Below are 26759 nucleotides of genomic sequence, written 5' to 3'. Positions count from 1 at the left end.
CCCGGCGCCTGACCTTATAAGGCACGGACAGATTTATTTTTCAGCTACGCTAACAGTTGCGGCGAGCTTTAGGGCAGCTTTTGTCATGATGAAAATACACGCGATCACCGGCCCACTTTCCAAAGCACGCCACCAGCGCTGTTGCGAGTGCGACCTGCTGTTTGTACTGCCACCGCTGAGCGCCAAACAGGCGGCCTACTGCCCGCGTTGTGATGCCAAGGTGGTCAGCGGACGCGACTGGTCGATGACCCGCCTGACCGCCATGGCGGTGACCATGCTGCTGCTGATGCCCTTTGCCTTCAGCGAACCGCTGATCAGCATCCGTTTGCTGGGGGTTCGCATCGACGCCAGCCTGCTCGAGGGCATCTGGCAGATGAGCCGCCAGGGCGATCCTATCACCGCCAGCATGGTGGCGTTCTGCACCATTGGTGCTCCACTGACGTTGGCGCTGTCGATTTTGTACCTGCGTTTCGGCCATGCGCTGGGCATGAACCTGCGCCCGGTGCTGCTGATGCTGGAACGGCTAAAAGAGTGGGTCATGCTCGATATTTATCTGATTGGCATGGCAGTGGCGACCATCAAGGTCAAAGAGTACGCGGATATCCAGGCCGGCAGCGCATTGATAGCCTACCTGTCGCTCACCCTGCTCAGCATCCTGACGCTGATCCACGTTAACCTGGAACAGCTGTGGGAACGCTATTATCCGCAAGAGCAGCCGGAAGGCCCGCCGACGGCGTTGCACATCTGCCTGTCGTGCCACTTCACCGGTTACCCCGACGAGCGCGGACGCTGCCCGCGCTGCCATGTGCCCATGTGCCACCGCCAGCCCTACAGCCTGCAAAAAACCTGGGCGGCGCTGATTGCGGCGATGATTTTGCTGATCCCGGCCAACCTGCTGCCGATATCGATTATTTACGCCAACGGCGCGCGGATGGAAGACACCATCTTCTCTGGGGTGGTCTCGCTGGCAACCTCCGGCAATGCACCGATCGCCGCCATCGTCTTCATCGCCAGCGTGCTAGTACCCTTTACCAAGGTCATTGTGCTGATCACCTTGCTGTTCAGCATTCACTTCAAGACCTCGCACAGCCTGAAAACGCGGATCCGCCTGCTGCGGCTGGTGACCTGGATCGGCCGCTGGTCGATGCTCGACTTATTCGTTATTGCACTGATGATGTCGCTGGTGAACCGCGACCAGTTGTTATCTTTTACTATGGGACCGGCAGCCTTTTACTTTGGGTCTGCGGTTATTTTAACTATTCTTGCCGTAGAGTGGCTGGATAGCCGATTGATTTGGGATGCACATGCAACAGGAAACGCCGAATACACCGACTGAAGCGCGGGTCAAAAACAAGCGCCGCATTTCGCCATTCTGGTTACTGCCATTTATAGCCCTGCTGATTGCGGGGTGGCTGGTCTATAGCAATTTCCAGGAACGCGGCACCACGGTGACCATTGATTTTCAGTCTGCGGCAGGCATCGTCGCCGGCCGTACCCCGGTGCGCTATCAAGGGGTAGAGGTCGGCACCGTACAAAGCATCAGCCTGAGCAAGGATCTGCACAGCATCGTGGTCGAAGCCAGCATCAAGAGCGATTTGGAAGACTCGCTGCGCGACGGCACCCAGTTTTGGCTGGTCACGCCAAAAGCCTCATTGGCGGGCGTATCCGGCCTCGACGCTCTGGTCGGCGGTAACTATATAGGCATGATGCCGGGCAGCGGGCAGCCGCAAACCCACTTCACCGCCCTCGATACCCAGCCCAAATACCGATTGAACACCGGCGAGCTGATGATTCACCTGCACGCCGACGATCTGGGTTCGCTCAACAGCGGCTCGCTGGTCTATTACCGTAAAATTCCGGTCGGTAAAGTGTATGACTACACCATCTCCGAAGGGAATAAAGGCGTCACTATTGATGTGCTGATCGATCGCCGCTTTGCCAATCTGGTGAAGAGCAGCAGCCGTTTTTGGAACGTCTCGGGCTTTAAGGGCGATTTCAGCCTGTCGGGCGCCTCGGTGCAGATGGAAAGCCTGCCCGCGCTGGTCAACGGCGCTATCGCCTTTGATTCCCCGCTCGACGGCCAGCAGGCCAAGGCCGATCAAAGCTATACCCTGTACCCGGATCTGGCGCACAGCCAGCGCGGCGTAAATATTACGCTCGATCTGCCTAGCGGTAATAGCCTGAGTGAAAATCACACGCCGCTGATTTACCAGGGACTGCAGGTGGGAACCCTGACCAAGCTGACGCTGGAACAAGACAGCAAGGTCACCGGCGAGCTGACTATCGATCCGTCGGTGGTGGATTTAATGCGCAGCGGTACGCGGATCGTCATGCGCAGTCCGCGTCTTAGCCTGAACGATGCCAAACTCAGCCAGTTACTGACCGGCAATACGCTGGAGCTGGTGCCGGGCGAAGGCGAGCCACAGCAGCATTTCAACGTGCTGGACAGCAGCGAAACCCTGCTGCAACAGCCGGGCGTGCTGACCGTAACGCTTAACGCGCCGCAAAGCTACGGCATCGACGTCGGCCAACCCTTGGTGGTTCACGGCGTCAAGGTCGGCCAGATAATGAGCCGCGCATTGACCGACAGCGGCGTGGTGTTCACCGCCGCCGTCGAAGCCCAATATCGCCGCCTGCTGCATAAAGACAGCAAGTTCGTGGTCAACAGCCGCGTCGACGTCAAGCTGGGGCTGGATGGCATGGAAGTGCTGGGTGCCAGCGCACAGGAATGGCTGGACGGCGGCGTGCGCATCATTCCCGGCAGCAAAGGCGATCCTGTCGGCCAGTACCCACTGTATGGCAACAGCGAAAAAGCCGAAGCCGGCATCGTCGGCAACAACCCAACCCCTACCCTGACGCTGAACGCCGTTAGCCTGCCGGACGTACAGGCCGGATCGGTGGTGCTGTACCGTAAATTCCAGGTGGGTGAAATTGTTAACGTGCGGCCGAAAGCCAACGAGTTTGAGGTCGATGTCTACATCAGCCCGGAATACCGCAAGCTGCTGACCAGCGAAAGTATCTTCTGGGCCGAAGGCGGGGCCAAAGTCCAGTTGAACGGTAACGGCCTGACTGTACAAGCATCCCCGCTTAACCGCGCGTTGAAAGGCGCCATCAGCTTCGACAACCTGCAGGGTGTGACGCTCGACAAAGGCGCCAAACGCGTGCTGTACGCCACGGAAACCGCGGCCCGTGCAGTAGGTAGCCAGATTATCCTGAAAACCTACGACGCCAGCAAACTGTCGCCGGGTATGCCGCTGCGCTATCTCGGTATCGATATCGGTCAGGTGGATTCGTTGAAGCTGGCGCCAGAGCGAAATGAAGTGTTGGCCAAGGCGGTGCTGTATCCGGAATACGTCCAGACCTTCGCGCGCCTGGGCAGTCGGTTCTCGATTGTCTCACCGGAGATTTCCGCCGCCGGGGTCAGCAACCTCGATACCCTGTTGCAGCCTTATATCAACGTAGAACCCGGTCGCGGCCGTGAACTGCGCAGTTTTGAGCTGCAGGAAGCCAGCATCACCGACTCGCGCTATCTGGACGGTCTGAGTGTGATCCTTGACGCGGCCGAAACCGGCTCGCTGCAGATTGGTACCCCGGTGCTGTTCCGCGGCGTGGAAGTGGGCACCGTCACCGGTTTCTATCTGGGGGCCATGTCCGATCGCATCCACGTGGCGCTGCGCATCAGTAAGAAATATCAATATCTGGTTCGCAACAACAGCGTGTTCTGGCAGGCCTCCGGTTATAACCTGCAGTTCGGCCTGACCGGCGGCGTGATCAAGAGCGGCACCTTCCAGCAGTTCATTCGCGGCGGCATTGCTTTCGCCACCCCGCCAAGCATTCCGCTGGCGCCTAAGGCCACACCGCACAAGCACTTTATGCTGAATGCGGAGGAACCCAAGGACTGGAGAGACTGGGGCACCGCCATCCCTAAAGAGTAAATTTCTTGCCTTCTCAGGGGTTCAGCAATGCTGGGCCCCTACTGTTTCCAGCTTTGTGGTAAACTCCCGCCCTTATTTTGACAGCTGCCAGAGAGCTCACCCCGTGGCCAAACCTGCCTCCGTTTATTTGCCGCCCGCCTTTCTCGACGCGACGCGCGCCATCATGCCCGCCGACCTGTCGATGGACGATTTTATTGCCGCCTGCCAACGCCCGCTGCGCCGCAGCCTGCGAGTCAATACGCTGAAGATCAGCGTTGCCGACTTTTTGACGCTGGTGCAGGATTACGACTGGCAATTGGAGCCGGTCCCCTGGTGTGCGGAAGGCTTTTGGATCGAACGCAAGGACGAGGAGCTGCGGCTGGGTAGCGCGGCGGAACACTTGAGCGGCCTGTTTTATATTCAGGAAGCCAGCTCGATGCTGCCGGTCAGCGCACTGTTCGCCGCAGGGGAAACGCCGCGTCGGGTACTGGACGTTGCCGCCGCACCGGGCTCCAAAACCACCCAGATTGCGGCCTTGATGAACAATCAGGGCGGTATTGTGGCGAATGAATACTCCGCCAGCCGGGTCAAGGTGCTGCATGCCAACATCAGCCGCTGTGGCGTTAAAAACACGGCCCTGACCCACTTTGATGGGCGGGTATTCGGCGCCGCACTACCGGAAAGCTTTGATGCCATTCTGCTGGATGCACCCTGCTCCGGCGAAGGCGTAGTACGCAAAGATCCGGACGCCATGAGCAACTGGTCGCCGGAGAGCGTAGCTTCCATCGCCGAGACTCAGCGCGAGCTGATCGACAGCGCCTTCCATGCTCTGGCGCCGGGTGGCGTCATGGTCTACTCCACCTGCACGCTCAACGCGCAGGAAAATCAGCAGATCGTCAATGGGTTGCTGACGACCTATGGCGACGCGGTCAGTATCGAGCCATTGGGTGAACTGTTCCCAGGAGCAAAACGAGCCCTGACCGCCGAAGGCTTCCTGCACGTGTTCCCGCAGATCTACGACAGCGAAGGTTTCTTCGTGGCCCGCCTGCGCAAACATCACTCCGTGCCCGCGTTGGCGAAACCAAACTATAAGCTGGGCAAATTCCCGTTCGCGCCGCTTTCCGGTAAGGACTCGGCGGAAGTCGCCCAGGCCGCCGCCGCTTCCGGGTTGGTCTGGGATGAAACCAGCCGCCTGTGGGCACGTGATAAAGAGATTTGGCTGTTCCCTGCCGAGCTGGAAGCGTTGGTTAACAAAGTGCGCTTCTCCCGCATCGGGCTGAAGCTGGCCGAACGGTTCACCAAAGGCTACCGCTGGCAGCACGAAGCTGTCATCGCGCTGGCGGCTGCCGACGGCAAGCAATGCTTTGAACTGGATGCCGCACTGGCGCAGGAGTGGTACCACGGTCGCGACCTTTACCCGGACGTGCCGCCGCTGACCGATGAATGCATTGTGACCTATCAGCAGCAACCGTTGGGGATCGCCAAACGGATCGGCAGCCGGATAAAAAACAACCTGCCACGTGAACTGGTTCGCGACGGCGCGTTGGATTTTCATCAGTAATTCCAGAAATTGACGCAATGCTGGCCGGGAAACGCTCGGCCAGTTAATACCGCTAATAATATTCCGACAGGCGAATATTATTATTCTAATCATTTTATCCTATCGGTATTATCACCCCCGCCCTTTGGAAGATAGCGACCTCTTTCAAAAACAAAGAAAATTTTCGCGCCGCTACCAAGACAATTTCCGGTTCTTATTCTATTAATTAAACTGTAAATAAATTAATGCGTTTATCCTTTTCTGGATGGCGTCTTTTGGGGCTCACCTTTACACAGCAAGGAAAAAGACATGAAGAAAATTCTGATGGCATTGACCTCGGCAGCCACCTTGCTGTGCGCAAGTGGTGCAGCCAACGCAGGCACCATTCAGGGCACGCTCGGCGTCTCGTTAACTATCGGTAATGGTTGTGTGGTCACCGGTGGTACTTCAACCGGCACCGTCAACAACTTCGGCGCAATCAGTTTCGGCACTTATTCTTCTCTGGCCAACATCATTACGGCCAGTTCAACCGGTACCGCCGGCGCAGGCAGCTCCATCGGACTGAACTGCACCGACGGCACCGCCTATACCGTGGCCCTGGACAACGGTTTAACCCCTACTGGCAGTCAGCGTCGCATGGCCAGCAGCGTTCCCGCCTACATCAGCTATAACCTCTATCAGGATGCCGCGCATACTGTCGCGTGGAATAGCACCACCGGGGTTCTGGCCGGTACCGGCACGGGGTCGGCCGTTCCGCTGACGGTTTATGGCTTGGTCCCGTCCTCTGGCACTACCCCTGCCGCAGGAGCCTATAACGATACGGTGACCATGACGGTAACCTGGTAATCATGCTGCGTCTGATCGGCGCCTGCCTGTCATTGTTGGTCGTTGTCACTTGTCGTGCCGATGTAAAAACGGCAACCGTTACGGTCAACGCCACACTGGTGAAATCCTGTGTGGCGGGGACCACCAGCGGTGGCAACACCAGTTTTGGCACGCTTAATTTCGGCACGGTGTATTTCCTCAACACTGCCGTACCGGTTACTGGCCAACAAAACGCCGGGGCGTTACAGGTGAATTGCAACAATGGAACCAGCTATACGGTGTTGCTCAGCGGTGGACAAAGTGGCAATACGGCAGCACGTTATATGCAAAATACCGCAGGCGCAAAAGTCAGTTATAACCTGTACACCAACGCGGCCCACACCTTGATCTGGGATAACGTGACCGGTGTGTCTATGACCGCCACCGGACAAACCACCTGGCTACCGGTGTATGGCCTGGTGCCCGCACAAGCGACTCCGGCGACGGGAAACTACTCCGACACGGTGCAGGTGACGGTAAATTGGTAATGAAAAACGCGAAGACCTGCTTACTGCTGGCGGGCCTGATGAGTGCCGGTGGGGCTTCTGCCGACACCACCAGCCAGGCCTTCACGGTCAATGCCTCCATTATCAAGGGCTGCGTTCTGGGCAGCGGTGTAACCGATGTGACAACTTTCGGTACCCTCAGCTTCGGCCAGGTATCCTCGCTGAGCAGCAATATCAGCATCGTCTCCAGCGCGGGGGCGGGATCGGTAGTGATTCGTTGCAATCCGGGCCAGAGTGTCACGCTGGCGCTGAATGTGGGCAATAACGTAACGGGATCCATTTCCGCAGGTCGAAAGTTGCAAAACGCCACCACGTTGGAAACGCTGGTTTATCAACTCTACAAAGACAGTAATTACTCCACCCTATGGGGAGACGGCAGCAATGGCGGTACTGCACAGACGGTGTCCAGCACCGGCAGCACGCAGGAAATCAAAATCTATGCCCGTTTGATGTCGACCAGTATCCTGCCCACCAGTGGCACCTATAGCGATACGGTCTTATTAACAGTGAGTTATTAAGCTTTAAAAAGGATCTCAGTATGCGAACCGCCTTCCGCCTGTCTTTACTGACAGCCCTTTTGTTTGCTAGCCAGCCGCAGGCTTTTGCCGCCGCATCCATCCTTATCTGGCCGATTGACCCTGCAATCGAAGCCGACCAACCCGCTACCGCGCTGTGGTTGGAGAACCGCGACAGTAAAACTGTTTATATGCAGGTCCGCATCCTCGGTTGGCAGCAGATCAACGGTAAGGACGATTACCGTAACCAAAGCGACGTGGTCGCCAGCCCCCCCGTCGCTACTATTGCCCCTGGCAAGCGCCAACTCATTCGCCTGATCAGACAAACACCGACTCCCGACGGCAAAGAACAGGCATACCGTATTCTGATCGATGAAGTGCCGATCAAGGATCAAGACGGCGCAGCTCCTGAAAAAGGGGCTCAGATGGGGTTAAAATTCCAGATGCGCTATTCAGTGCCCTTGTTTGTCAGCGGTAAAGGAGTATGGACCAAGCAAGATTACGAACACCCGCGAGATTACGCCACCGCCAGCCAGCCGCAGCTCAGTTACCGACTGTTGCAGCAAAACAGCCAGCGCTGGCTCGACGTACGCAATACCGGCGTGGTTCATGCGCGGCTTTCGCAGGTCAGCATGCAGGGCAAGCCGCTCGATGCCGGGCTGCTGGGTTACGTCTTGCCTGGCTCACAAATGCGCTTTGCCCTGCCACCGTCGGCCAATTTTGCCGGTGGTAAGCTGCAAGCCACGGTCAACGACAATAAGCAACCCGTCACTATTCCGGCCTATTGAGGCTTAGGTGCTGTGGAACCGGATGTTGCCATTGATGGCTAACGGATTGAGAATCAGGCCGTTAGCCCTTGCCGTACTCTGTATGGTGGCTGAGCCGTGGCTGGCCGATGCATGGGCCGGCGATCTTCCTCCGCCGCCCACCGCGGTCGCGATGCCCGATACCACCCTCTATCTTGAGCCGGTGGTCAATGGCCGCCCAACCGGCAGCGTGATACCGGTAAACTACCGTGGCGGACATTATTACCTCACGCCACAACAGTTGGCCGCGGCTGGGTTACCTGTCGTTGACAAACAGGCCAAGGAAATTGCGGTCGATCAGCTCGACAAGGTTGAGGTGGCCTACAGCGGCGAAACCCAGCAGTTGATGATCAACGTACCCAATGACTGGCTTCCCCAGCAAAACTTCAATGCCACCGAACCGGAGCAACGGCTGAAAGCGCAAAGCAGTCTGGGTTTTTTGTTCAACTACGATGCCTATGTCAGCCAGACCGGCAGTAATAACCCAGGCTATTTTTCACTCTGGAGTGAGCAACGACTGTTCGACGGCTTTGGCGTCATCGCCAACACCGGGATTTTCCGCGGCAGCTTCAACAATGACAGTACCAGCGAGCAAAACAGCCGCTACGTGCGCTATGACAGTTCGTGGCGTTACAGCGACGAAGACAGCATGCTGAGTTACACCGCGGGCGATATCACCACCGGGTCACTGCCTTGGACCACATCGGTCAGAATTGGAGGCCTGCAGCTGGCACGAGATTTCGCGACTCGTCCTGACGTTATCACCTACCCATTGCCACAATTTTCAGGGCAGGCAGCGGTGCCGACCAGTGTTGATCTGTATATCAACAGCTATAAAAATACCTCTACCAATGTGAACCCTGGCCCTTTCACACTCAATACCGTGCCCTACATCAACGGTGCCGGTCAGGCGACCGTAGTGACCACCGACGCGCTTGGCCGTCAGGTCAGTACCACCGTGCCCTTTTATGTTGCCAGTACCTTACTGCAGGCCGGCATGAGTGATTTCAGCTTGTCGACCGGCGCATTGCGACAAAACTACGGCATCAGTTCGGGGGATTACAGCCAGTGGGTGGCCAGCGGCACTGGACGATATGGCGTGACCGACTGGCTGACGATGGAAGGCCGCGCCGAGGGAGCTGCCCAATTGGTCGTTGTCGGTACAGGCGCAGACGTTCGAATTGGTCAATGGGGCGTTATCAATACCTCTTACAGCCACAGCCAGGCGGGTAGCGACGCTTTCAACGGCGCCCCGCTACCGACACAAATTTATTATGATCCGCTAACGGGTCAACCGGTGACTCAGTCCGATCCCACCGAGGTTTATCGATATACCAGCAACCGTGGTGACCAAACCAGTCTGGGATACACCTACAGCAACTCGCTTTTTAGCCTGAACGCCCAGCGGGTACTGCGCAGCGCAGGCTACGGCGATCTCTCAGCCTATAAGAGCAGTTATCGCCTGAGCCGCCGAACCGATCAACTGACCGGCAGCATCGGGCTAAGCCGCTTCGGCAGTATTGGGGCCGGTTATTTCGACGTGCGTGATGCCATTGGCACTCGCACCCGACTGGTCAACTTCTCTTACAGCCTGTCGTTATGGCGCAATATCAGCCTGTATGCCTCGGTTAACCGTGAGATTGGCAGCAGCGGTTACAGTTCACAACTTCAGCTCAGCATCCCATTCGACAGTTGGGGGACGGCCAGCGTCAGCGCCACCCGTGACACCAACAACCGCTGGAGCGAACGGGTGGGCTACAGCCGGTCGGCGCCCACTGACGGCGGATTGGGATGGAATCTGGCCTATGCCGACAGCCAGGGAAGCGGCAACGATTACCGCCAGGCCGACCTCACCTGGCGTACCTCCATACTTGAAACCCGCGCCGGTTTGTATGGCAACAGCAATAACTACACCCGCTGGGGCGAAGTCAGCGGTTCTCTGGTTGCCATGAACAGCAGTTTTTACGCCACCAATACCATCAATGACGCTTTCGCTCTGATTTCAACCGATGGTTATGCCGATGTGCCGGTAAGCTATGAAAACCAACGGATTGGCGTAACCAATGACAAAGGCTATTTGTTAGTGCCTACCGTAACTTCGTATTACCATGCCAAATTCCAAATCGACCCGCTCAATTTGCCGGCGGACGTCACTGTTCCAACAGTAGAAAAAACCCTCGCCGTGCGGGATCACAGCGGCTACCTGATCAACTTCCCTATCCAACGGGTTTCCGCTGCTGACGTTGAGCTGGTAGATGCGCAAGGCAAACACCTGGCCAACGGCAGCCAGGTTGCCGTTATCGGCACCTCTCAGCAAAGCTATGTCGGCTGGGACGGCATGAGCTATATCGACCCGGTACAACAACACAACCGCCTGAGCGTCATTCCGGCCGACGGCGGTGCGCCATGTCAGGCAGAATTCACCCTCGATAAGCCGCAAGGTATGCAACGCGTCGGCCCCGTCGTCTGCCAGTAACCCATTACGGAGAAAATATATGTCTCGGCCACTGATGATAATCCTGACGGCGTTGCTGCTGATGACCGGTCAACGGGCGTTGGCGGCCTGTAGCACCACCAGCGGTGCGGTAACGCTGCCCACCAGCAGTTCTTTTGCCGTGTACAATGGTCAGATCAATGCTCAGGGCACTGCAGGGCTTAACTGCACCGGCCTCGGCCTGTCGCTGTTGTCACAAAACACCGTCACGGTGAAAATCGCCTCGACCACAAACTCCATGGCATTGCTTAACAACAACGGCTCCGGCGATAAAATATCCTACCTGATTTACCCCGATGCGAATTACCAATATCCCTACAGCGTCGGACAAACCATCGATTACAGTTCGCTGAACCTGCTGTCGCTGATCCTGATCTCCTCCAACGTCAACTTCCCCGTCTATGTCAAGACCACGGCAGGGGCCAACGTCAGTGCCGGCACCTATACCGATACCATCAACCTGGTGTGGAACTACCATATCTGCGGCCTTGGCCTGCTTGGGATATGCGTCTGGTGGGACGGCACCGATCAACCGAGCACCGTCACGGTCACGGTACTTATCACCAAAAGTTGCCTGATCAATACCGCCAATAACGTCAATTTTGGCAGCATGGCGTTGGTAGGCCAGTTTAACCCAATCACCCAAAACATCACCCTCACCTGCACCAAAAGCCAGGGCTACACGACCTACTTTACCAATGGCAATAATCCCGTTACCGGTTGGCGACAGATGATCAACGGCACCACCAATTTCCTGCAATATCAAATTTACCTGCCTAATACTTCCACCGTCTGGAGCAGCACTAACGCACAGAGCGGTTCAGGTTCCGGCCTGGCGCAAAATATTCCCTTTAAAGCGGCGATCAACCCAGCGCAAACGGAAGTCCCGGTGGGCGCCTACCAGGATAACGTCAGTTTTGTAGTGACCTATTAGGCCCATGCGCTAGCCTCTGACCACGAATGTTGCCAGTTTGTATTTTTTATGTGGCATTTTTTGCTCACTTGGCTATGCTGATTAAGATGACCAACTGGTCATACCTCATACCAGCACACCAAGCAAGGAGTTCCAATGGGCAAAACCGTGGTGAAAATAGGCAGTTTCGAGGTCGATGATGCGCATTTGTCCTCCTCGCCGGAGCAGGTCAGCACGCTGGCGATCCCTTGCAAGTCGGATCCCGATCTGTGCATGCAGTTGGACGGTTGGGATGAGCACACTAGCATCCCGGCAATACTCGATGGCAAGCAATCGCTGCTGTATAAGCAACATTACGATCGGCAGACCGATGCCTGGGTGATGCGGTTGGATTGAATGAAGGAATACGGAAGAACGCGCGCTGTTTCGCTGGGAACAACGCGCGTTTTTTTATGCGATTGCGATACCGCGCCCGGCGAAGAAACGGGCAAAACTGCCCAACGGTAAAGTCACCTGTTGGCGCGTTTGCGGCCGATCGCCAGACGGATTGTGGAAGGTCACGCTTTGCGCCTCAGCGGCGGTAATCAACACCAGATGGCCACCCCGCTGTGGCGGTGTCTGTTCGGGCTGGCGAATGCCGGGATGTACCGAGGCCATAAAATAGCGTCGCTGCGCCAACAGCTGCGGCAGCGCCTCTGCCTCGATACCCACCTGAGCCTCCGCCTCCAGGGCAAACTGCTCACGCACAAAGTCGACAAAGGGCGCATAAATCAGCCCCTTGATACGTTCACCGTCACGCACGTAAGCCCCATAAGGCAAACTGCGGCGCGCCAGTTCCAACAACGGCGGCGCATCGCCGTCGCGGTGGCTCAACACCATTTTCAGGCAGGCCATGCCACAGACGTGGTTAGCCCATTCGATATATTCCGCCCGATCGCGCGCGCCGCTGAGCGCCCAGTTGGCGTCATCCGCCAACGTCACACGACCGGCAATCAGGTCGGCCGCCAGCTCAGGCGTCGCCCATTGGCAGAAGTAAGGAACGGGGGACGTCAAATCAGAAAGTCTCTGTTACTTTGAAATTCATCAGCACCAGCGTCATGTCCGGTGAGAACAGCTCATATTCTTCAAAGAAGCTCTGCAGCTCTTTACGCCAGTAGGCCAGCGAACGGTCACCTTCCCCTTCGGCAAAAGCATGGGCCTCATCAACCTGATCGTAGGTTTTCATCTCTACCGACGTCAGTTCCACCGCGCAAACCGGCTGACCTTTACCATCCACCACCACGAATACGTCACCGGCCAGCGGGATGCCTTCGCCGTCAAGATTGGAGCAGGTTGCCGTCTTGGTGCCGTTGAGGATCAGCTTGGCCACGTCGTCTGCCTGCTGCTCGGTCTTGCCGAACGCCCAACGCTCGGTATTTTCGTATTTCTTCGGAATTTCGATCGCCATTGCCATACCTTTTTAAATGAATCCTTGTGCAGACAGAATAGTACAACGTATCCGCCGCTGCCTGCACTGCCGAATTCGCTCCGCAGCCGCCTTATCGGGCTCTTTTACCGGTTGTTTGGGGTAAACCCCTGTGCCTATGCCGGGACAACAGGCATACTGTGGACGCAATTCACTCAATGGCTCTCGGCCAGGCGGTAAAATGAAGAATGACGACAAAGACCCTGATGACACCTTCAGCGACCTGTTAAAGGTTCTGGCGGTGGTAGTGATTGTTATCTTTGTTATCGGCGGCTGGTATTTCAGCTGATCAACAAAACAGGAGGTCAGATTGGCCACCAAACGTATGCGCAGCAAACATTGGAAGATGTTTTTGATATTGTTACTGATCTGTCTCGCCCTCCTGTTATTGCGCTGGGCGGCGATTGTCTTTGGCTAATGGCAAGGAGCAGGCCCGATGGCAAAACGAAATGGCAACGGCGTACAAATCGCCTTACTGCTGCTGGCGCTGGTTATTTTGGTCTGCGGCATTTTGATGATCACCACCGAACTGGCTCATCAGGTGCTTGAAGAGATTGAAGATATTCTAGAGTAACGCCAGTCCGGCCGGATACTGCCCCCCCTTGTTTCAGTGTTCCCGCTTCGCGGGTTGCTTAGCCTCAGGCTCCAACAACTCGCGTAAATAGGCAATTCTTGCCTCCCCCTGCGGCAGCCATAAACGATATAACCAATGCTGCGCTTCAGCCCACCGGCTCCGGCGATGGTACTCAGCCAGTTTATCGACCAGTTTCATCATTCACCCTCCAGATATTCGACACCTCCAGTATTGGACGAAAAAACCAGAAGAAACACTGATGGCTTGTTTTTTATACATCCGGTTTTGGCATTGTGCGATCGGTACGGTGGCGCCTCCTGACCTCAACTGCTACATTGACCAAAAATCACCCAGCCGAGGTAACCCATGATGTACTCGGAGCAGGAGATAAAAACCGTGTGGGACGAAGTGGCGCGTTTGATCGGCGACAGCGTGATGCAGTTGCGTCATCGCGGCGAGGTTTTATCGGTCGAAACGCTGTCAAAACATCTGGCGCAGCAGTTGGCCGAAAGCAACGACATTGAACGCCGGATCTTGATTGGCGCGGCAATCAACATGCTGAAAGATGGAAAATGAATCGCCAACCGGAATGGTTGGCGATTCGGCAGAAGCCCGAGGTATGCAAGCCCGGCCTTCTGTGCGCTACTATGTCAGGCTAACATGACGAAATTAATAGGAATTGTCGTGTTTTTCCCAATAAAGCACTATTTTTGTTGCCTGCAGCCGTCAAACCAGCACGAAATCACTTTCTACCAGCGGCTGGCCAATCACTTTCACCAGGAAGTCGCTGCTGTCGAACCCACCTCCCAGATTGATTGCCACATCGCTGACGTGATTGAGCTGATCGTAAGTTAACAAGGCTTCACCTGCCTTACCGCTGAACTGACTAACGAACTCGATGCCATTGCTGCTGCCGGTGTTGAACAACGTCAGATCGATTTTGTCTTCACCGCTGACAAAATCCACGATCCAATCCGGCGCATCAGCACGTGATTCGTTGGCGCCGAAATAAACGAAGGTATCCTTGCCCTCATTACCAAACAGATGATCCGCTTCACCGCCGCCGTACAAGATGTCATCCCCCGCACCGCCGATCAGAATGTTGTTGGTGGCGTTGCCGATGATCACATCGTTGCCGGATCCCCCAAACGCATTTTCGATGGTCACGCCGGCGGCAATCGATACGTTCCCCTTTAATCCCCCCACGTCGGAGAAGGACTTCTCGTTGAGGTTAATACGTTGATCCTGGCTAAAGCCCGAGAAATCAAAGGTGTCCGTACCACCGGCATCCCAGGCGCTGAACACAATTTTATCCTGTGCGTGGGTAGCGGTGAGGAAATCACGATCGGTATTGGAATTAAAGCCGTAAACCGTATCGCCGCTACGGGTGGCCATATTGGCGCCATAAAACTGCTGGATCGCCGTGATGTCATTTAACAGCGGTGCGGAAGAATAAGCGCCCTGGAAATCCTGGCCAGTGCTGCTCTCGTCAAAATAGCTCATCACGCTGTGGGCGCGGCTGTCTTCAAAATAGGTTGCATCATTGTTGTAAGTGATATTGACGCCGGGCGCGGCATTGTAATCCCCCGGGTGCTGCAGCCCAAGCGCATGACCTATCTCATGGGTCAACGTCTGGCGACCGTATTCGTTTTCATTGAGCAAGTCATTGGCAAACACGTAGCTGGTGGCGTTATACCAGGTTTGGCCGGCCACCGAGGGCGAGGAATCAGGGTAATAAGCAAAGGCGTAAGAGCCGCGAGCGCTGACATCGAACAGGCCAAAGGTGATATTGGCGTTTTGGGTATCGCTGGTTTCGGTGAAAGTGATATTGGCCACGTCCGACCAGGATTGCAGTGAAAGTTTTGCCTGTTCCCGTTGCAGCTCACTAAAGCTGCTAAAGCCGCCGATCGCCATGCTGGACATATTACCGGGTGCCTGTTCCCAGAAGCTGTAACTCAGATTAACCGGGGTATCGGTCACGCCTTTGGCATGCCAACCGTTGTCACCGCGGATCAATGCCAATCCGGCATCTTCAAAACTTTTCGAGGGATGAATGACGTTCAGTCCAGGATCGCTGTCAGGTTTATAAGCCCCCTGAAGGGCCAATACGGTGGCAGCTTCTGCGGAGGCGTTAACGCGTTGATTGCTTGATGACATTAGAGTATCTCCATATTCGTCATTTCAGTGAGTCGATACGCTCACTGTCGGATGGCCTTAATGGCCGTGTTCCGGTGCTGAATAAATACGGGGATCTCGGTAATGCGGTTGGCGCCCTCCATGAGCACTCTAAATGAGAACGATAATCCCTTAGAGAAAAGAATAGACGCTTTTTATAAAAATACAGAACTATCCGATTAAAAATATCCTCGCTAATCTTCATTCCATTTGAGTGCTTATTATTAGCGGCAGGCGAAAATAAAAAAACCGGGGCAATCCACCCCGGCAATCCTTAATTTAGCCCGGATTCAAATTAACCAACCCAATAACAGCGTGGCGCCAATTACGGTGGAGGCACCGCCGATACGCGTGGCGATTTGCGCAAATGGCATCAACCCCATCCGGTTGGACGCAGAGAGGATAGCCACGTCGCCGGTGCCGCCCAATCCACTGTGGCAGCAGGTGACAATCGCCGCTTCAACCGGGAACATTTTCAGGTAAGGCGCAATCAGGAAACTCACCAGCCCCATCGACAACACCACCGATCCGCAGACCACCACATAGCCGACCGAAAACACCGCCACTACGCTTTCCAGGGGAACATACAGCATGCCAAGGCCAATCATCAGCGGCCACACCAGCGCGGTGGAAACAAATTTGTAAAAGCTGTGCGCGCCGGTTTCCATCGAGGTCGGGATCACCCGACAATATTTGCACAACACCGCAAACAGAATCATCAGCACCGGACCGGGAATATGAACGATATGTTCGAACAGGCCGCCGACGATGAAGAAGGCGCAGATCACCAATAGCCCGCCGCCCATCAGTTGGAAATCGACGTTACCGCTGGTTTCCTTGATATCGAACACCGCGTTTTCCTCCGCAGAGCGGATCAGCATGCCGTCACCGCTCAGCGCCTTGCGCTTCATGCCAAGCCGCGCCAGCACCCCGGCCGCCACAATGGCAAAGATATTGCCCAACACCGCAGCGGGCGCCAGTTGTGCGACGTACACGTCGGGCGTCGAACCCAGAATGGCGGAATACGCCAACGACAGCGGCAAAATGCCCTCGCCGATACCGCCACCGATGATCGGCACGATGATAAAGAAAAAGGTGTGGTAGAAGGTAAAACCAAACAGCTTGCCCACCAGCAATCCGGTTGCCACCGCCGTCACCGTGCCCACCACCAGCGGGACGAACATACGGATCATGCCCTGGATCAGAATCACCCGGTTCATGCCAAGAATACTGCCGACCACCAGACTGGCTATCACAAAGTACAGCAGATTGGCGTCTTTCATCAGCAGATGAACAGTACCCATCACGTTGGGCTGGAAGAAATTAAAGTACACCAGCACCGAAGGCACCATTAGGCACAGAATGGCCGGGCCGCCAATATCACGCAGTACGGGAATGCTTTTACCTAAATGCGCCAGCGCAAAGCCCAGCGTCATGATCACCGCCAGGCCGCCGATCATATTCTTTGGCAGGAAGTTGGCATAGGCCGACACGGCGACAATCGCGCAAATGGTGATAAACAGCGCGACCGGCACGGCGCCGATATCCATTTTTCGCAGGTGGTTAATCAATCCTGATGAATCAGGTTGCGGTATCTCTTTCTCACAGGTCATTTCTGCATTTATCTGTTTCATTATTCACCCTGCTGACAAGCGTTCAGTGTGGAGCGGATCGTCTAATGACATATAAAATAATTTATAAACTTTAAAAGGTACGTTTCGGAATGGGCTTTTTATAATAAATAAAATAGTGGACAGCACTGACGATATGATAAAAAATAAAAATACAAAACTAAATTACCTCTTATTAATTCAATATTGTGAGCCCCCACCAATGTTGGTTTTAATTAATTATCGTCAGCGTTTTGTAATTAAATTAATCAGGCGCTAATTCACTGCTATGCTATAGATGGAAGTAAAAATCCGTGCGTTTATTAATGAGAACCGGAGCGGCAAATAGCTGAATCCGGTCAGCTTGTACCCGAGCCTTGCTCTGCACGCGGCACCGTGCGGAAAGCAGGCACATAATATATGCCCTATCGCTTTCAAAGGCCGCGGTCAGAAAGACGAAGGGCATAGAACTAATAAGGAAGTAGGATATGTCTTCAATCGCGATTACCCCACAAACGCTGGCCCGCTACGGTATCCATCAGGCTACCGAGATCGTCCATAATCCAAGCTATGAACAACTGTTTATCGAGGAAACCCGTGCCGACCTGCCGGCGCTGGAGCGCGGTACGTTAACCACGCTGGGCGCGGTCAACGTCGATACCGGCGAATTCACTGGCCGTTCTCCGAAAGACAAATACATCGTGCGTGACGACACCACGCGCGATACCGTTTGGTGGTCCGATAGCGGCACCGGCAAAAACGACAACCAGCCGCTGTCGCCGGAAGTGTGGCAACATCTGAAAACGCTGGTGGGTAACCAACTTTCCGGCAAGCGTCTGTTTGTGGTAGATGCCTTCTGTGGCGCCAACGCAGACACCCGCCTGAAAGTGCGTTTCATCACCGAGGTGGCCTGGCAGGCGCACTTTGTCAAAAACATGTTTATCCGCCCGTCGGATGAAGAGCTGCGGAATTTCGAGCCGGACTTTGTGGTGATGAACGGCGCCAAATGCACCAATCCTGACTGGAAGCAACAGGGGCTGCATTCGGAAAACTTCGTCGCCTTTAACCTGACCGAACGCATACAGCTGATCGGCGGGACCTGGTACGGCGGCGAAATGAAAAAGGGCCTGTTCTCAATCATGAACTATCTGCTGCCGCTGCAGGGTATTGCCTCGATGCACTGTTCAGCCAACGTAGGCGAACAGGGTGACGTGGCGGTGTTCTTCGGCCTGTCCGGCACCGGCAAAACAACCCTCTCCACCGATCCCAAACGCCAGCTGATCGGCGATGACGAGCACGGCTGGGACGACGACGGCGTGTTCAACTTCGAAGGTGGCTGCTACGCCAAGACCATCAAGTTGTCTCCTCAGGCGGAGCCAGAGATTTATCAGGCTATCCGCCGGGACGCGCTGTTGGAAAACGTGCAGGTACTGGCCGATGGCAGCATTGATTTCGACGATGCCGGCAAGACGGAAAATACCCGCGTCTCTTACCCGATTTACCACATCGAAAATATCGTCAAGCCCGTGTCCAAGGCGGGGCATGCCAGGAAGATCATCTTCCTGACGGCGGATGCCTTCGGCGTACTGCCACCGGTGTCGCGCCTGACGCCAGAACAAACCCAATATCACTTCCTGTCCGGCTTCACCGCCAAGCTGGCCGGCACCGAGCGCGGCATCACCACCCCAACCCCGACCTTCTCCGCCTGTTTCGGCGCGGCGTTCCTGACGCTGCACCCGACGCAGTACGCAGAAGTGCTGGTCAAGCGTATGGAAGCGGCCGGTGCACAGGCTTATCTGGTGAATACCGGCTGGAACGGCAGCGGCAAGCGTATTTCCATTAAGGACACTCGCGGCATCATCGACGCCATTTTGAACGGGGAGATCGAGCACGCCGATACCTTCACCCTGCCAATCTTTGGCCTGGCGGTACCGAAGGCATTGCCGGGGGTGGATCCTTCGATCCTCGATCCGCGTAAAACCTACGCCGATGAATCATTGTGGCAGGAAAAGGCGCAGGATCTGGCCCAGCGCTTTATCGATAACTTCGCCAAATACACCGTGACTGCGGCAGGAGAAAAACTGGTGAGCGCCGGACCTAAACTCTGATCGCCGGCGCGCCTTATTAACCTTACAAGGGGCCTGCAGGCCCCTTAGTTTATTTAATAGGCGGAAAACAACCGGCAAGCCCAAAAGCGGATAACACATCGTAAAAACCCTTGAGAACCGGGTGTTTCAGCGCATCCGCCGCCGCCCCGGTTTATTCAACCTGCACTATACTCCCGGCACGTCATCTGTTATTAACAGGCGACGTCAGGGCCCGGCCTCTTGTCGGCCCCTGCCTTTTGGAGAAAATACCGTGCAAAAATCCCACGCTCACCGTAAACACCTGACCCGCACCGAGGTCACCCGCCTGTTGCAACAGGCCGCCGTCGGTCGAGCCCCCGAACGCGACAGCTGCCTGATTTGGATGGGCTTCATCCACGGCTGCCGCGTCAGTGAACTCAACGGCCTGCGCATCAACGACCTGGACATGGACAGCGGCAGTCTCTACATCAACCGCCTTAAAAATGGCCTCTCCACCATCCACCCGCTGGAAGCCACCGAGAAAACCCTGCTGGCCCGCTGGCTGGAAAAACGCCGGTCGTACCGCAATTTGGGCGACGAAGAGTGGCTGTTCCTGTCGCAAAAAGGCTACCGCCTGTCACGCCAGCGCATTTACCGCATGCTGCAGGCCTACGGCAAACAGGCCGGGCTGACCGTCGCCGCCCATCCCCATATGCTGCGCCATGCCTGCGGCTATGCCCTGGCCGATAACGGCGCCGACACCCGGGTGATTCAGGATTATTTGGGCCACCGCAATATTCAGCATACCGTGCTGTATACCGCCGCCAATGCCGGACGATTTAAACATTTGTGGCAGGAGGAGGAACCGGACGCAAAACAGGAAGAAAACGAGGAGAAAAATGTAACTTTTTGAACCAAACTGTCACATAAGCTAATTATCCCCCGAAAAAATGTCAATACCTGTCTGCGTTTCATTTTTAACCATCCTTCAACTATTAGAATATCAATTAGTTATCCATAAATTCCTCTGTGCTCATATTTATCCATCCTATGCCTCTGCACTGCCAAAAACCGCCGCCCTGTCCTTCTCATCCCTAAACAAACAAATAAAACCTGGTCATTCGCACTGAATAAACACCGTCCATGGTGTTTTACGCTATTTCAGTGGGCAAATAACGCCCTTAACCGCATGAAAAACGCAATGTAACACTTTGGTTCAAAATGTCTCCTTTTCAACCCAGGAAAACAGCCGCGCCAAACGACAAAAAAGGAAACCCTGTCAACGGGTTAATGGAATCGCTGTGCTGAGTCACAGGCATCAAGGAATTATGCTCATGAAAAAAACATTACTGGCCACCTCCCTGGCGGTAACCGCCCTCCTGTCCGCCGCGTCGGCCTTCGCCGCTGACGGTACCGTCAACTTCACCGGCTCCATCACCGACACTGCCTGCGTGGTCGATACTGCCAGCGCCAGCCTGACGGTACCGCTGGGCAAAATCAGTACCAAATCCTTTGCCGGGGCCGGCACTGTCGCACCGGCTACCAAGTTCACCCTGCTGGTCAAATCCTGCCCGGCGGCCACCACCGCCAGCGTCAACTTCGACGGCACCCCGGTCAACGGCGATAACAACGTGCTGGCGCTCACCGGTGGTACCGGCGTGGCGACCGGCGTCGGCGTGCAAATCTCCGACAAGGACGGCAAGGTCGTTCCCCTGCGCGGCCAGTCCGGCAGCTATGACCTGAAACAAGGTGACCCGGCGGACACCACCAAGGACGTCACCAACGCACTGGACTTCACCGCCCGCTATATCTCCACCGCCGCCAGCGTCGGGGCCGGTACGGCCAACGCCAGCACCAACTTCACCATCGTCTATAACTGAGTGTTCTGTCAGGACGGCGTTTGCCGTCCTTTTTTTTCGGAGGTGACACCATGAAATACGGGCTTACCGCACTGTGCGGCGGCGTGATGATGGTCAGCAGTCTGGCCCAGGCCGGCGTGGTGGTGGGCGCCACCCGCCTGGTGTACGACGGTGACAAGAAAGAATCCTCGCTCAGCGTCACTAACCCGGACTCGCTGCCCTACCTGATCCAATCCTGGGTCGAGCCGCAGGAAGGCAGCACCGAGAAGGCGCCCTTTATTCTCACCCCGCCGCTGTTTCGTCTGGATGCAGGCCGGCAGAACGTGCTGCGCGTGGTGCGCGTCGGCGGTGCCCTGCCGGAAGACCGCGAAAGCCTGTACTGGCTGAATGTCAAAACCATCCCCTCCACCGAACGGCGCGACAACACCCTGCAGATTGCCGTCAAAACCCGCATCAAGCTGATTTACCGCCCGGCCGCCCTGAAAGGACTGCCCGACGACGTGGCCGGCCAGCTGACCTGGCGCCGTCAGGGTGCGCAGCTGGCGGTCAGCAACCCCACAGCGTTTTACATGAATTTCCAGAGCGTGAAGGTGAACGGCCAGGAAGTGAAGGACGCCACCTATGTGGCCCCGCACGGCAGCGCCACCTTTACCCTGCCGACGGCCGCAGGCACCGCCGTCAGTTGGCGGGTCATCAATGACTTTGGCGGCATCGGCACGCTGCAGCAGGGCCGGCTTCAGGAGTAAGCGGCCGGCAGTTCCTCACCCACAGGGCGCTTTACGGCCCCCACAACAAGGAAGTGACGTGAGAAGACAACTGAAACGGAGAACGGCGGTGCCCCGCCGGCTGGCGCTGCTTATTGCGCTGGCCCTCGGCGGCCCGGCGCAGGCGCGGGACTATTTCAACCCGGCGCTGCTGGAGCTGGACGGCCCGCAGCAGGGGGTCACCAGCCTGGCAACCTTTGAAGAGAACGGCAGCCAGTTACCGGGCGACTACCGGGTCGATATTCTGCTGAACGACCAGCAGGTCGACAGCCGGATGCTGACCTTTGCCGCCGGGGCCGACGACCTGGGGCTGCAACCCTGCCTGAGCGTCGCCGACCTGGCCGCTTACGGCGTGCGGGTAGCGCAGTTCCCGGCGCTCGGCGCCCCGGAGGCGGCCTGTGCCGACCTGTCCGCCATCCCCCAGGCCGACGCTCGCCTGCTGTTCGACAGTCAGCAACTGGCGCTGAGCATTCCCCAGGCGGCGCTGGCCCGGCAGCCGCGCGGCTACGTGCCGCCGTCGCAGTGGGACGAGGGCATCACCGCCCTGCTGCTCAACTACAGCCTCAGCGGCGCCAGCAACACCGCCCACGGCGGGAGCGGCGGTAACAGCAACAGCCAATATGCCAACCTGCGCCCCGGTCTGAATATCGGCCCCTGGCGGGTGCGCAACTACACCACCTGGAGCCGCGACAGCGACGGCCAGGACCGGTGGGAGACGGTCTACACCTACGCCCAGCGCAACCTGACCGGCCTGCGCAGCCAGCTGACGCTGGGGGACAGCAATGCCCCGGCCGAGGTGTTTGATGCGGTGCCGTTTCGCGGCGTGCAGCTGGCCTCCGATGACGAGATGCTGCCCGACAGCCTGCGCGGCTACGCCCCGGTGGTGCGCGGTATCGCCCGCACCCATGCCCAGGTGGTGGTGCGCCAGAACGGCTATGAAATCTACCGCACCTTTGTCGCCCCCGGCGCCTTTGTGATTAACGACATGTACCCCACCGGCGGCAGCGGTGACCTGCAGGTGACCGTCAAAGAGGCCGACGGCAGCGAACAGCACCTGGTGGTGCCCTTCGCGTCCCTGCCGGTGCTGCAGCGTGAAGGCCGGCTGAAGTACAGTCTGACCGGCGGGCAATACCGCAGCTACGACAGCAGCGTCGATAACAGCTGGTTGGTGCAGGGCACCGCCATCTACGGCCTGCCGTGGAACACCACCCTGTATGGCGGGGTGCAGGCGGCACAGCATTATCAAGCGGCGGCGCTGGGGGTCGGCAACAACCTCGGCGACTGGGGGGCGTTGTCGCTGGACCTCACCCAGTCACGCAGCCAGCCCAACGGCAAGGCCACCGTCGGCGGCCAGTCCTGGCGGGCCCGCTACAGCAAGAACCTGGTACAGACCGGCACCAACTTCGCCATCGCCGGCTACCGCTACTCCACCGCCGGGTTTTATTCCCTGCCGGAGGTGCTGGACGGCTGGCGCAGCGGCACGGCGCCGCTGTGGATGAACGAGCGGCGGCGCAACCGGGCCGAGCTGAGCATGAACCAGCAACTGGGGCAATACGCCGGCACGTTGTCGCTCAGCGCGGTGCGCGAAGACTACTGGAACAGCGAACGCAGCCTGGCGTCGCTGGGGCTGGGCTACAGCAACAGCTGGCGCGGCATCAGCTACGGCATCAACTGGAGCCTTAACCGCAACACCCAGGGGGCGACCCGCAGCAACGACCAGCAAATCGCCCTGAACATCAACGTGCCGCTCAGCCTGTGGGACAACAACAGCGCCTGGGTCAACTACAGCCTGAACAACGCCCAAGGCGGCGCGACCAGCCACAACCTGGGGCTGAGCGGCGTGGCGCTGGCGGACAACAACCTGAGCTGGGGCGTGCAGCAAACCTATGGCAGCCGCGGGCAGGGCTATGGCGGCAACGCCAACCTTGATTATCGCGGCACCTACGGCGAAGTGACCAGCGGCTACGGCTATGACAACCACAGTCGCCGGCTGAACTACGGGCTGAGCGGCAGCCTGGTGGCGCACGCCAACGGCATCACGCTGGGCCAGCCGCTGGGGGACACCGCCGCGCTGGTGGCAGCACCGGGCGCGGCGGGAGCGACGGTCGCCAACCAGACCGGGGTGCGCACCGACTGGCGGGGTTATGCGCTGGTGCCTTACCTGTCGCCGTACCGGCGCAGCGAGGTGGCGCTGAACGCGGCCACGCTGGCGGACGACGTGGACCTGCCGCAGAGCAGCCAGCGGGTGACGCCGACGCGCGGGGCGCTGGTGCGGGCCGACTTCCGGCCGCGGGTCGGCGCACGGGCGCTGATAACCCTGACGCAGGCCAACGGCCAGCCGGTGCCGTTCGGTGCCACGGTCAGCGACACCGACCCCACCGCCACACAGGGCAGCATTGTCGGCGACGGCGGCCAGGTGTACCTGAGCGGGCTGGCGAGCAGCGGCCAATTGCAGGTGAAATGGGGGAATGGCGGCGCGGCACAGTGCCGGGTCAGTTATCGGTTGCCAAGCACACCACCGCCGGGCGGCGTGGTGCAAACCAATGGAGTATGTCGATGAAAGGACGAATGAAAACATCATCTGGCAACAACGCAGCAAGACAAAAAAAAGGCCCTGCCCCTCGCCTGTTAATCCTCTGCCTATTTGGGCTTACGGGATTGTGCAGTACCCGACTGATGGCCTGCGCTCCGCTGAATGGCTGGCAAAACAAAGAGCAAACCGTCAATTTTGGCGACGTTATCATTCAACGTGGTACAGCCCCAGGCTCCGTATTCGCCAGCAAGACTGTGACTATTCGTGATGGGGTGGAAGATATATCGAATGAGTATTGTTCCAAATCATCAATTTCAGTTAACTACGCCAATGGCTGGAGTCCGCTCAATGGCGTTGCGGCTACCAATATTGCTGGTGTTGGGGTTCGGCTCACTTATCGACACTGGTCGTCCGGAGATTGGTCACTGGTCGCCAACCAGTCAAGAGATATTGGCAATTTTAATGCTGTCTGGCGTTTCAATTCCTCATCTTGGCTAATCGAGTTAATTAAAACCGGGCCGTCATCATCCGGTAATTTAGCTGCCGGCACTTTGGGAAAGGTGAGCATCACCCCCTCAGTCTGGGTCGCCTCGCCCCCCTGGACTGTCACCAGCCTAAAAACAACCGGGGTCAATAACATCATCTCCATCGCTTGTAGCCTCAACAGCACCAGCATCAATGTTCCCCTGGGCGATATCTCCGCTACCCGCTTCACTGGTACAGGCCTGACGCTGGGCGACAAAAGCTTTGATCTCGGCCTGAATTGCGATAAAGACGCCAAAATCAACGTCGCCCTGGCCGGCACGCAAAATAGCGATACAGCCGAAACCAGCGTGCTGGCCCTGACCAACGCCGGGCAGACCGGCACCGCCAAAGGCGTCGGCGTGCAGCTGCTGTACGGCGGCACCCCGCTGAAAATCAACAACACTATCCTGCTGAAAACCTCCTCCGGCGGTCAGGAAACCCTGCCGTTCTCCGCGCGTTATTACCAGACCAACAAGTTGGTGATGCCCGGCAAGGCCAACAGCAGCGCCACCCTGAATATCACCTATCAATAATGACGCGTTTAGCGCAAGGAACCCCCACCCAAGGAGAGGAATATGTCCAAAATCATCAGCAACACTCTGCGAACGCTGGTATTGACCAGCCTGTGTCTATCCCCGCTGGCACAGTCTGACTCACTGACGGTCAATATCAGCGGCAACATCATTGCCGCCCCTTGCACTGTGAAAAGCAGCAATCCGCTCAACGTGGTACTGCCGGATATTGAGGCAACTAAATTATCAACAAGCGGGAGCAGCAGCCCGTTTGTGAGTTTTGACCTGGAGCTGGAAGGCTGCCCGGCCAGCACTACCAAAGTTACCGCCACCTACGGCGGTACGGCGTCCTCCTTGTCGACTAACAGTTTTATAAATACTGGTACCGCAACCCAGGTGGTCCTTTATATGCAAGATGGCGCCGGTAGCGAGATAGCACCCAATACCACACGCCAAGTGGCCGTCGATAGCGTGGCTCGCACCGCAAAATTTTCCCAAAAGATTCAAATTTACGCCAAAGGCGCGTCGACGCCAGGTACCGTCAGCGGCAATATTGTGGTGTCCTTCACCTACCAATAAGCCAGTTGCAGGGAGATAGCAGGATGAAAACCCGCATTATCGCACTGGCTGCTCTCAGCGCTCTATGGGGACAACCTTTGCAGGCCGCAGAGGTCACTATCAGCAGCAAAATCACCGCCACGCCCTGTACGGTGGATGCCAGCCTCAACCAGACGCTGGACTTGGGCAAGCTTCAGCGGCGGGATCTACTGCAGGCCGGCACCGGTGGCGAATGGAAAGCCTTTAGCCTGACGCTGAGCAGTTGCCCCCCCAGCACCAGCAGGGTGACCGCCACCTTCACCGGCACGCCAGCCCCCGATGACAGCAAAGCCTTTGCCAGCAGCGGGACCGCAACCGGCGTGGCCTTACAGTTGAGCAATGCCGACAGCAGCCTGACGCTAGCCAATAACGCCAGCCTGTCGGTGGATATCGATAAGGCCCGCAAGGCGGCGTTCCCACTGACCGCGCGTATTTATAGCCCCAAAGGCCAGAGCAGTGCCGGCACTTTTATCAGCGTGGTGCAGGTTAACCTGAGCTATCAGTAATCCCTAATCCCAGCGGATCAT

Annotated in this window: 26 protein-coding genes; 21 read left to right on the top strand and 5 right to left on the bottom strand. The window is 57.0% G+C overall.

The window, feature by feature from the left end:
- The first annotated feature begins 88 nt into the window (after positions 1-88).
- The 10 genes from yebS (at position 89) to LQ945_RS24050 (ending at position 11948) form a co-directional block, all read left to right on the top strand.
- On the top strand, positions 89-1336 hold the full coding sequence (gene yebS / locus LQ945_RS24095; RefSeq protein WP_044552899.1) for a membrane integrity lipid transport subunit YebS: 1248 nt from the start codon (positions 89-91) through the stop codon (positions 1334-1336).
- On the top strand, positions 1305-3935 hold the full coding sequence (locus tag LQ945_RS24090) for a PqiB family protein (RefSeq protein WP_270101910.1): 2631 nt from the start codon (positions 1305-1307) through the stop codon (positions 3933-3935). The genes yebS and LQ945_RS24090 overlap by 32 nt, the downstream gene beginning before the upstream one ends.
- 103 nt (positions 3936-4038) lie before the next feature.
- Entirely contained in the window at positions 4039-5475 is a 1437-nt protein-coding gene (gene rsmF / locus LQ945_RS24085; RefSeq protein WP_270101909.1) for a 16S rRNA (cytosine(1407)-C(5))-methyltransferase RsmF, read from the top strand.
- Between the two features lie 288 nt (positions 5476-5763).
- Positions 5764-6300, top strand: coding sequence for a spore coat U domain-containing protein (locus LQ945_RS24080; protein ID WP_269934454.1), 537 nt, complete (start codon positions 5764-5766; stop codon positions 6298-6300).
- A gap of 2 nt (positions 6301-6302) precedes the next feature.
- Positions 6303-6806 carry a spore coat U domain-containing protein gene (locus LQ945_RS24075; RefSeq protein WP_269934453.1) on the top strand — a complete coding sequence of 168 codons (504 nt, stop codon included), beginning with the start codon at positions 6303-6305 and terminating at the stop codon, positions 6804-6806.
- Between the two features lie 38 nt (positions 6807-6844).
- Complete coding sequence (locus tag LQ945_RS24070; protein WP_269934652.1) at positions 6845-7342, top strand: spore coat U domain-containing protein; 498 nt, start codon at positions 6845-6847, stop codon at positions 7340-7342.
- A gap of 20 nt (positions 7343-7362) precedes the next feature.
- Positions 7363-8127 carry a molecular chaperone gene (locus LQ945_RS24065; protein ID WP_269934452.1) on the top strand — a complete coding sequence of 255 codons (765 nt, stop codon included), beginning with the start codon at positions 7363-7365 and terminating at the stop codon, positions 8125-8127.
- A 34-nt stretch (positions 8128-8161) separates the two neighbouring features.
- The gene (locus LQ945_RS24060; protein ID WP_420136135.1) at positions 8162-10621 is read left to right on the top strand and encodes a fimbria/pilus outer membrane usher protein; all 2460 of its coding nucleotides are present in this window, start codon (positions 8162-8164) and stop codon (positions 10619-10621) included.
- Positions 10622-10640: 19 nt separating this feature from the next.
- Positions 10641-11573: a spore coat U domain-containing protein gene (locus LQ945_RS24055; protein ID WP_269934451.1), complete on the top strand. Its 933-nt coding sequence runs from the start codon at positions 10641-10643 to the stop codon at positions 11571-11573.
- A 135-nt stretch (positions 11574-11708) separates the two neighbouring features.
- On the top strand, positions 11709-11948 hold the full coding sequence (locus LQ945_RS24050) for a DUF1480 family protein (RefSeq protein WP_044550237.1): 240 nt from the start codon (positions 11709-11711) through the stop codon (positions 11946-11948).
- Positions 11949-12002: 54 nt separating this feature from the next.
- Here the strand turns inward: LQ945_RS24050 and LQ945_RS24045 are convergent, their stop codons facing one another.
- Both LQ945_RS24045 and LQ945_RS24040 read right to left on the bottom strand, forming a co-directional pair.
- Positions 12003-12605, bottom strand: a complete 603-nt coding sequence (locus tag LQ945_RS24045; RefSeq protein ID WP_270101908.1) for a hypothetical protein — start codon at positions 12603-12605, stop codon at positions 12003-12005.
- A gap of 1 nt (position 12606) precedes the next feature.
- Positions 12607-12999, bottom strand: a complete 393-nt coding sequence (locus LQ945_RS24040) for an ASCH domain-containing protein (RefSeq protein WP_044550232.1) — start codon at positions 12997-12999, stop codon at positions 12607-12609.
- Positions 13000-13342: 343 nt separating this feature from the next.
- On the opposite strand from LQ945_RS24040, the gene yniD reads away from it, so the two are divergent.
- Entirely contained in the window at positions 13343-13435 is a 93-nt protein-coding gene (gene yniD, locus LQ945_RS24035; protein WP_369982358.1) for a small membrane protein YniD, read from the top strand.
- An 18-nt stretch (positions 13436-13453) separates the two neighbouring features.
- Entirely contained in the window at positions 13454-13591 is a 138-nt protein-coding gene (locus LQ945_RS24030; RefSeq protein ID WP_270101907.1) for a hypothetical protein, read from the top strand.
- Between the two features lie 33 nt (positions 13592-13624).
- Here LQ945_RS24030 and LQ945_RS24025 read toward each other — a convergent pair whose 3' ends face one another.
- Entirely contained in the window at positions 13625-13792 is a 168-nt protein-coding gene (locus LQ945_RS24025; RefSeq protein ID WP_270103037.1) for a hypothetical protein, read from the bottom strand.
- Positions 13793-13957: 165 nt separating this feature from the next.
- Here LQ945_RS24025 and LQ945_RS24020 point away from each other — a divergent pair, with 165 nt between their 5' ends.
- Positions 13958-14167: a hypothetical protein gene (locus LQ945_RS24020; RefSeq protein WP_262241492.1), complete on the top strand. Its 210-nt coding sequence runs from the start codon at positions 13958-13960 to the stop codon at positions 14165-14167.
- Between the two features lie 150 nt (positions 14168-14317).
- Here LQ945_RS24020 and LQ945_RS24015 read toward each other — a convergent pair whose 3' ends face one another.
- Both LQ945_RS24015 and LQ945_RS24010 read right to left on the bottom strand, forming a co-directional pair.
- Positions 14318-15748 carry a serralysin family metalloprotease gene (locus tag LQ945_RS24015; protein ID WP_270101906.1) on the bottom strand — a complete coding sequence of 477 codons (1431 nt, stop codon included), beginning with the start codon at positions 15746-15748 and terminating at the stop codon, positions 14318-14320.
- 308 nt (positions 15749-16056) lie between these two features.
- Positions 16057-17400 (bottom strand): 2-hydroxycarboxylate transporter family protein, encoded by a 1344-nt coding sequence (locus LQ945_RS24010; protein ID WP_020826531.1) that lies wholly within the window; start codon positions 17398-17400, stop codon positions 16057-16059.
- Between the two features lie 464 nt (positions 17401-17864).
- On the opposite strand from LQ945_RS24010, the gene pckA reads away from it, so the two are divergent.
- The 8 genes from pckA (at position 17865) to LQ945_RS23970 (ending at position 26738) form a co-directional block, all read left to right on the top strand.
- A complete protein-coding gene (gene pckA, locus LQ945_RS24005) occupies positions 17865-19484 on the top strand; it encodes a phosphoenolpyruvate carboxykinase (ATP) (protein WP_044550224.1) in 1620 nt (539 codons plus the stop codon).
- A 250-nt stretch (positions 19485-19734) separates the two neighbouring features.
- On the top strand, positions 19735-20355 hold the full coding sequence (locus LQ945_RS24000) for a tyrosine-type DNA invertase (protein WP_269936383.1): 621 nt from the start codon (positions 19735-19737) through the stop codon (positions 20353-20355).
- A 421-nt stretch (positions 20356-20776) separates the two neighbouring features.
- On the top strand, positions 20777-21322 hold the full coding sequence (locus LQ945_RS23995; protein WP_269936382.1) for a fimbrial protein: 546 nt from the start codon (positions 20777-20779) through the stop codon (positions 21320-21322).
- Between the two features lie 50 nt (positions 21323-21372).
- Positions 21373-22047, top strand: a complete 675-nt coding sequence (locus LQ945_RS23990; RefSeq protein ID WP_270101905.1) for a molecular chaperone — start codon at positions 21373-21375, stop codon at positions 22045-22047.
- Positions 22048-22105: 58 nt separating this feature from the next.
- The gene (locus tag LQ945_RS23985; protein WP_270101904.1) at positions 22106-24625 is read left to right on the top strand and encodes a fimbria/pilus outer membrane usher protein; all 2520 of its coding nucleotides are present in this window, start codon (positions 22106-22108) and stop codon (positions 24623-24625) included.
- Positions 24622-25656: a fimbrial protein gene (locus tag LQ945_RS23980; protein WP_270101903.1), complete on the top strand. Its 1035-nt coding sequence runs from the start codon at positions 24622-24624 to the stop codon at positions 25654-25656. The genes LQ945_RS23985 and LQ945_RS23980 overlap by 4 nt, the downstream gene beginning before the upstream one ends.
- A 42-nt stretch (positions 25657-25698) precedes the next feature.
- Positions 25699-26214 (top strand): fimbrial protein, encoded by a 516-nt coding sequence (locus tag LQ945_RS23975; RefSeq protein WP_270101902.1) that lies wholly within the window; start codon positions 25699-25701, stop codon positions 26212-26214.
- A gap of 23 nt (positions 26215-26237) precedes the next feature.
- Positions 26238-26738 (top strand): fimbrial protein, encoded by a 501-nt coding sequence (locus tag LQ945_RS23970; protein ID WP_270101901.1) that lies wholly within the window; start codon positions 26238-26240, stop codon positions 26736-26738.
- The last annotated feature ends 21 nt before the right edge of the window (positions 26739-26759 follow it).

Source organism: Serratia liquefaciens, assembly GCF_027594825.1.
GTDB lineage: Bacteria > Pseudomonadota > Gammaproteobacteria > Enterobacterales > Enterobacteriaceae > Serratia > Serratia liquefaciens_A.
Note: the sequence above shows the minus strand (reverse complement) of the source record. Positions and strands in the feature narration are given on the sequence as shown.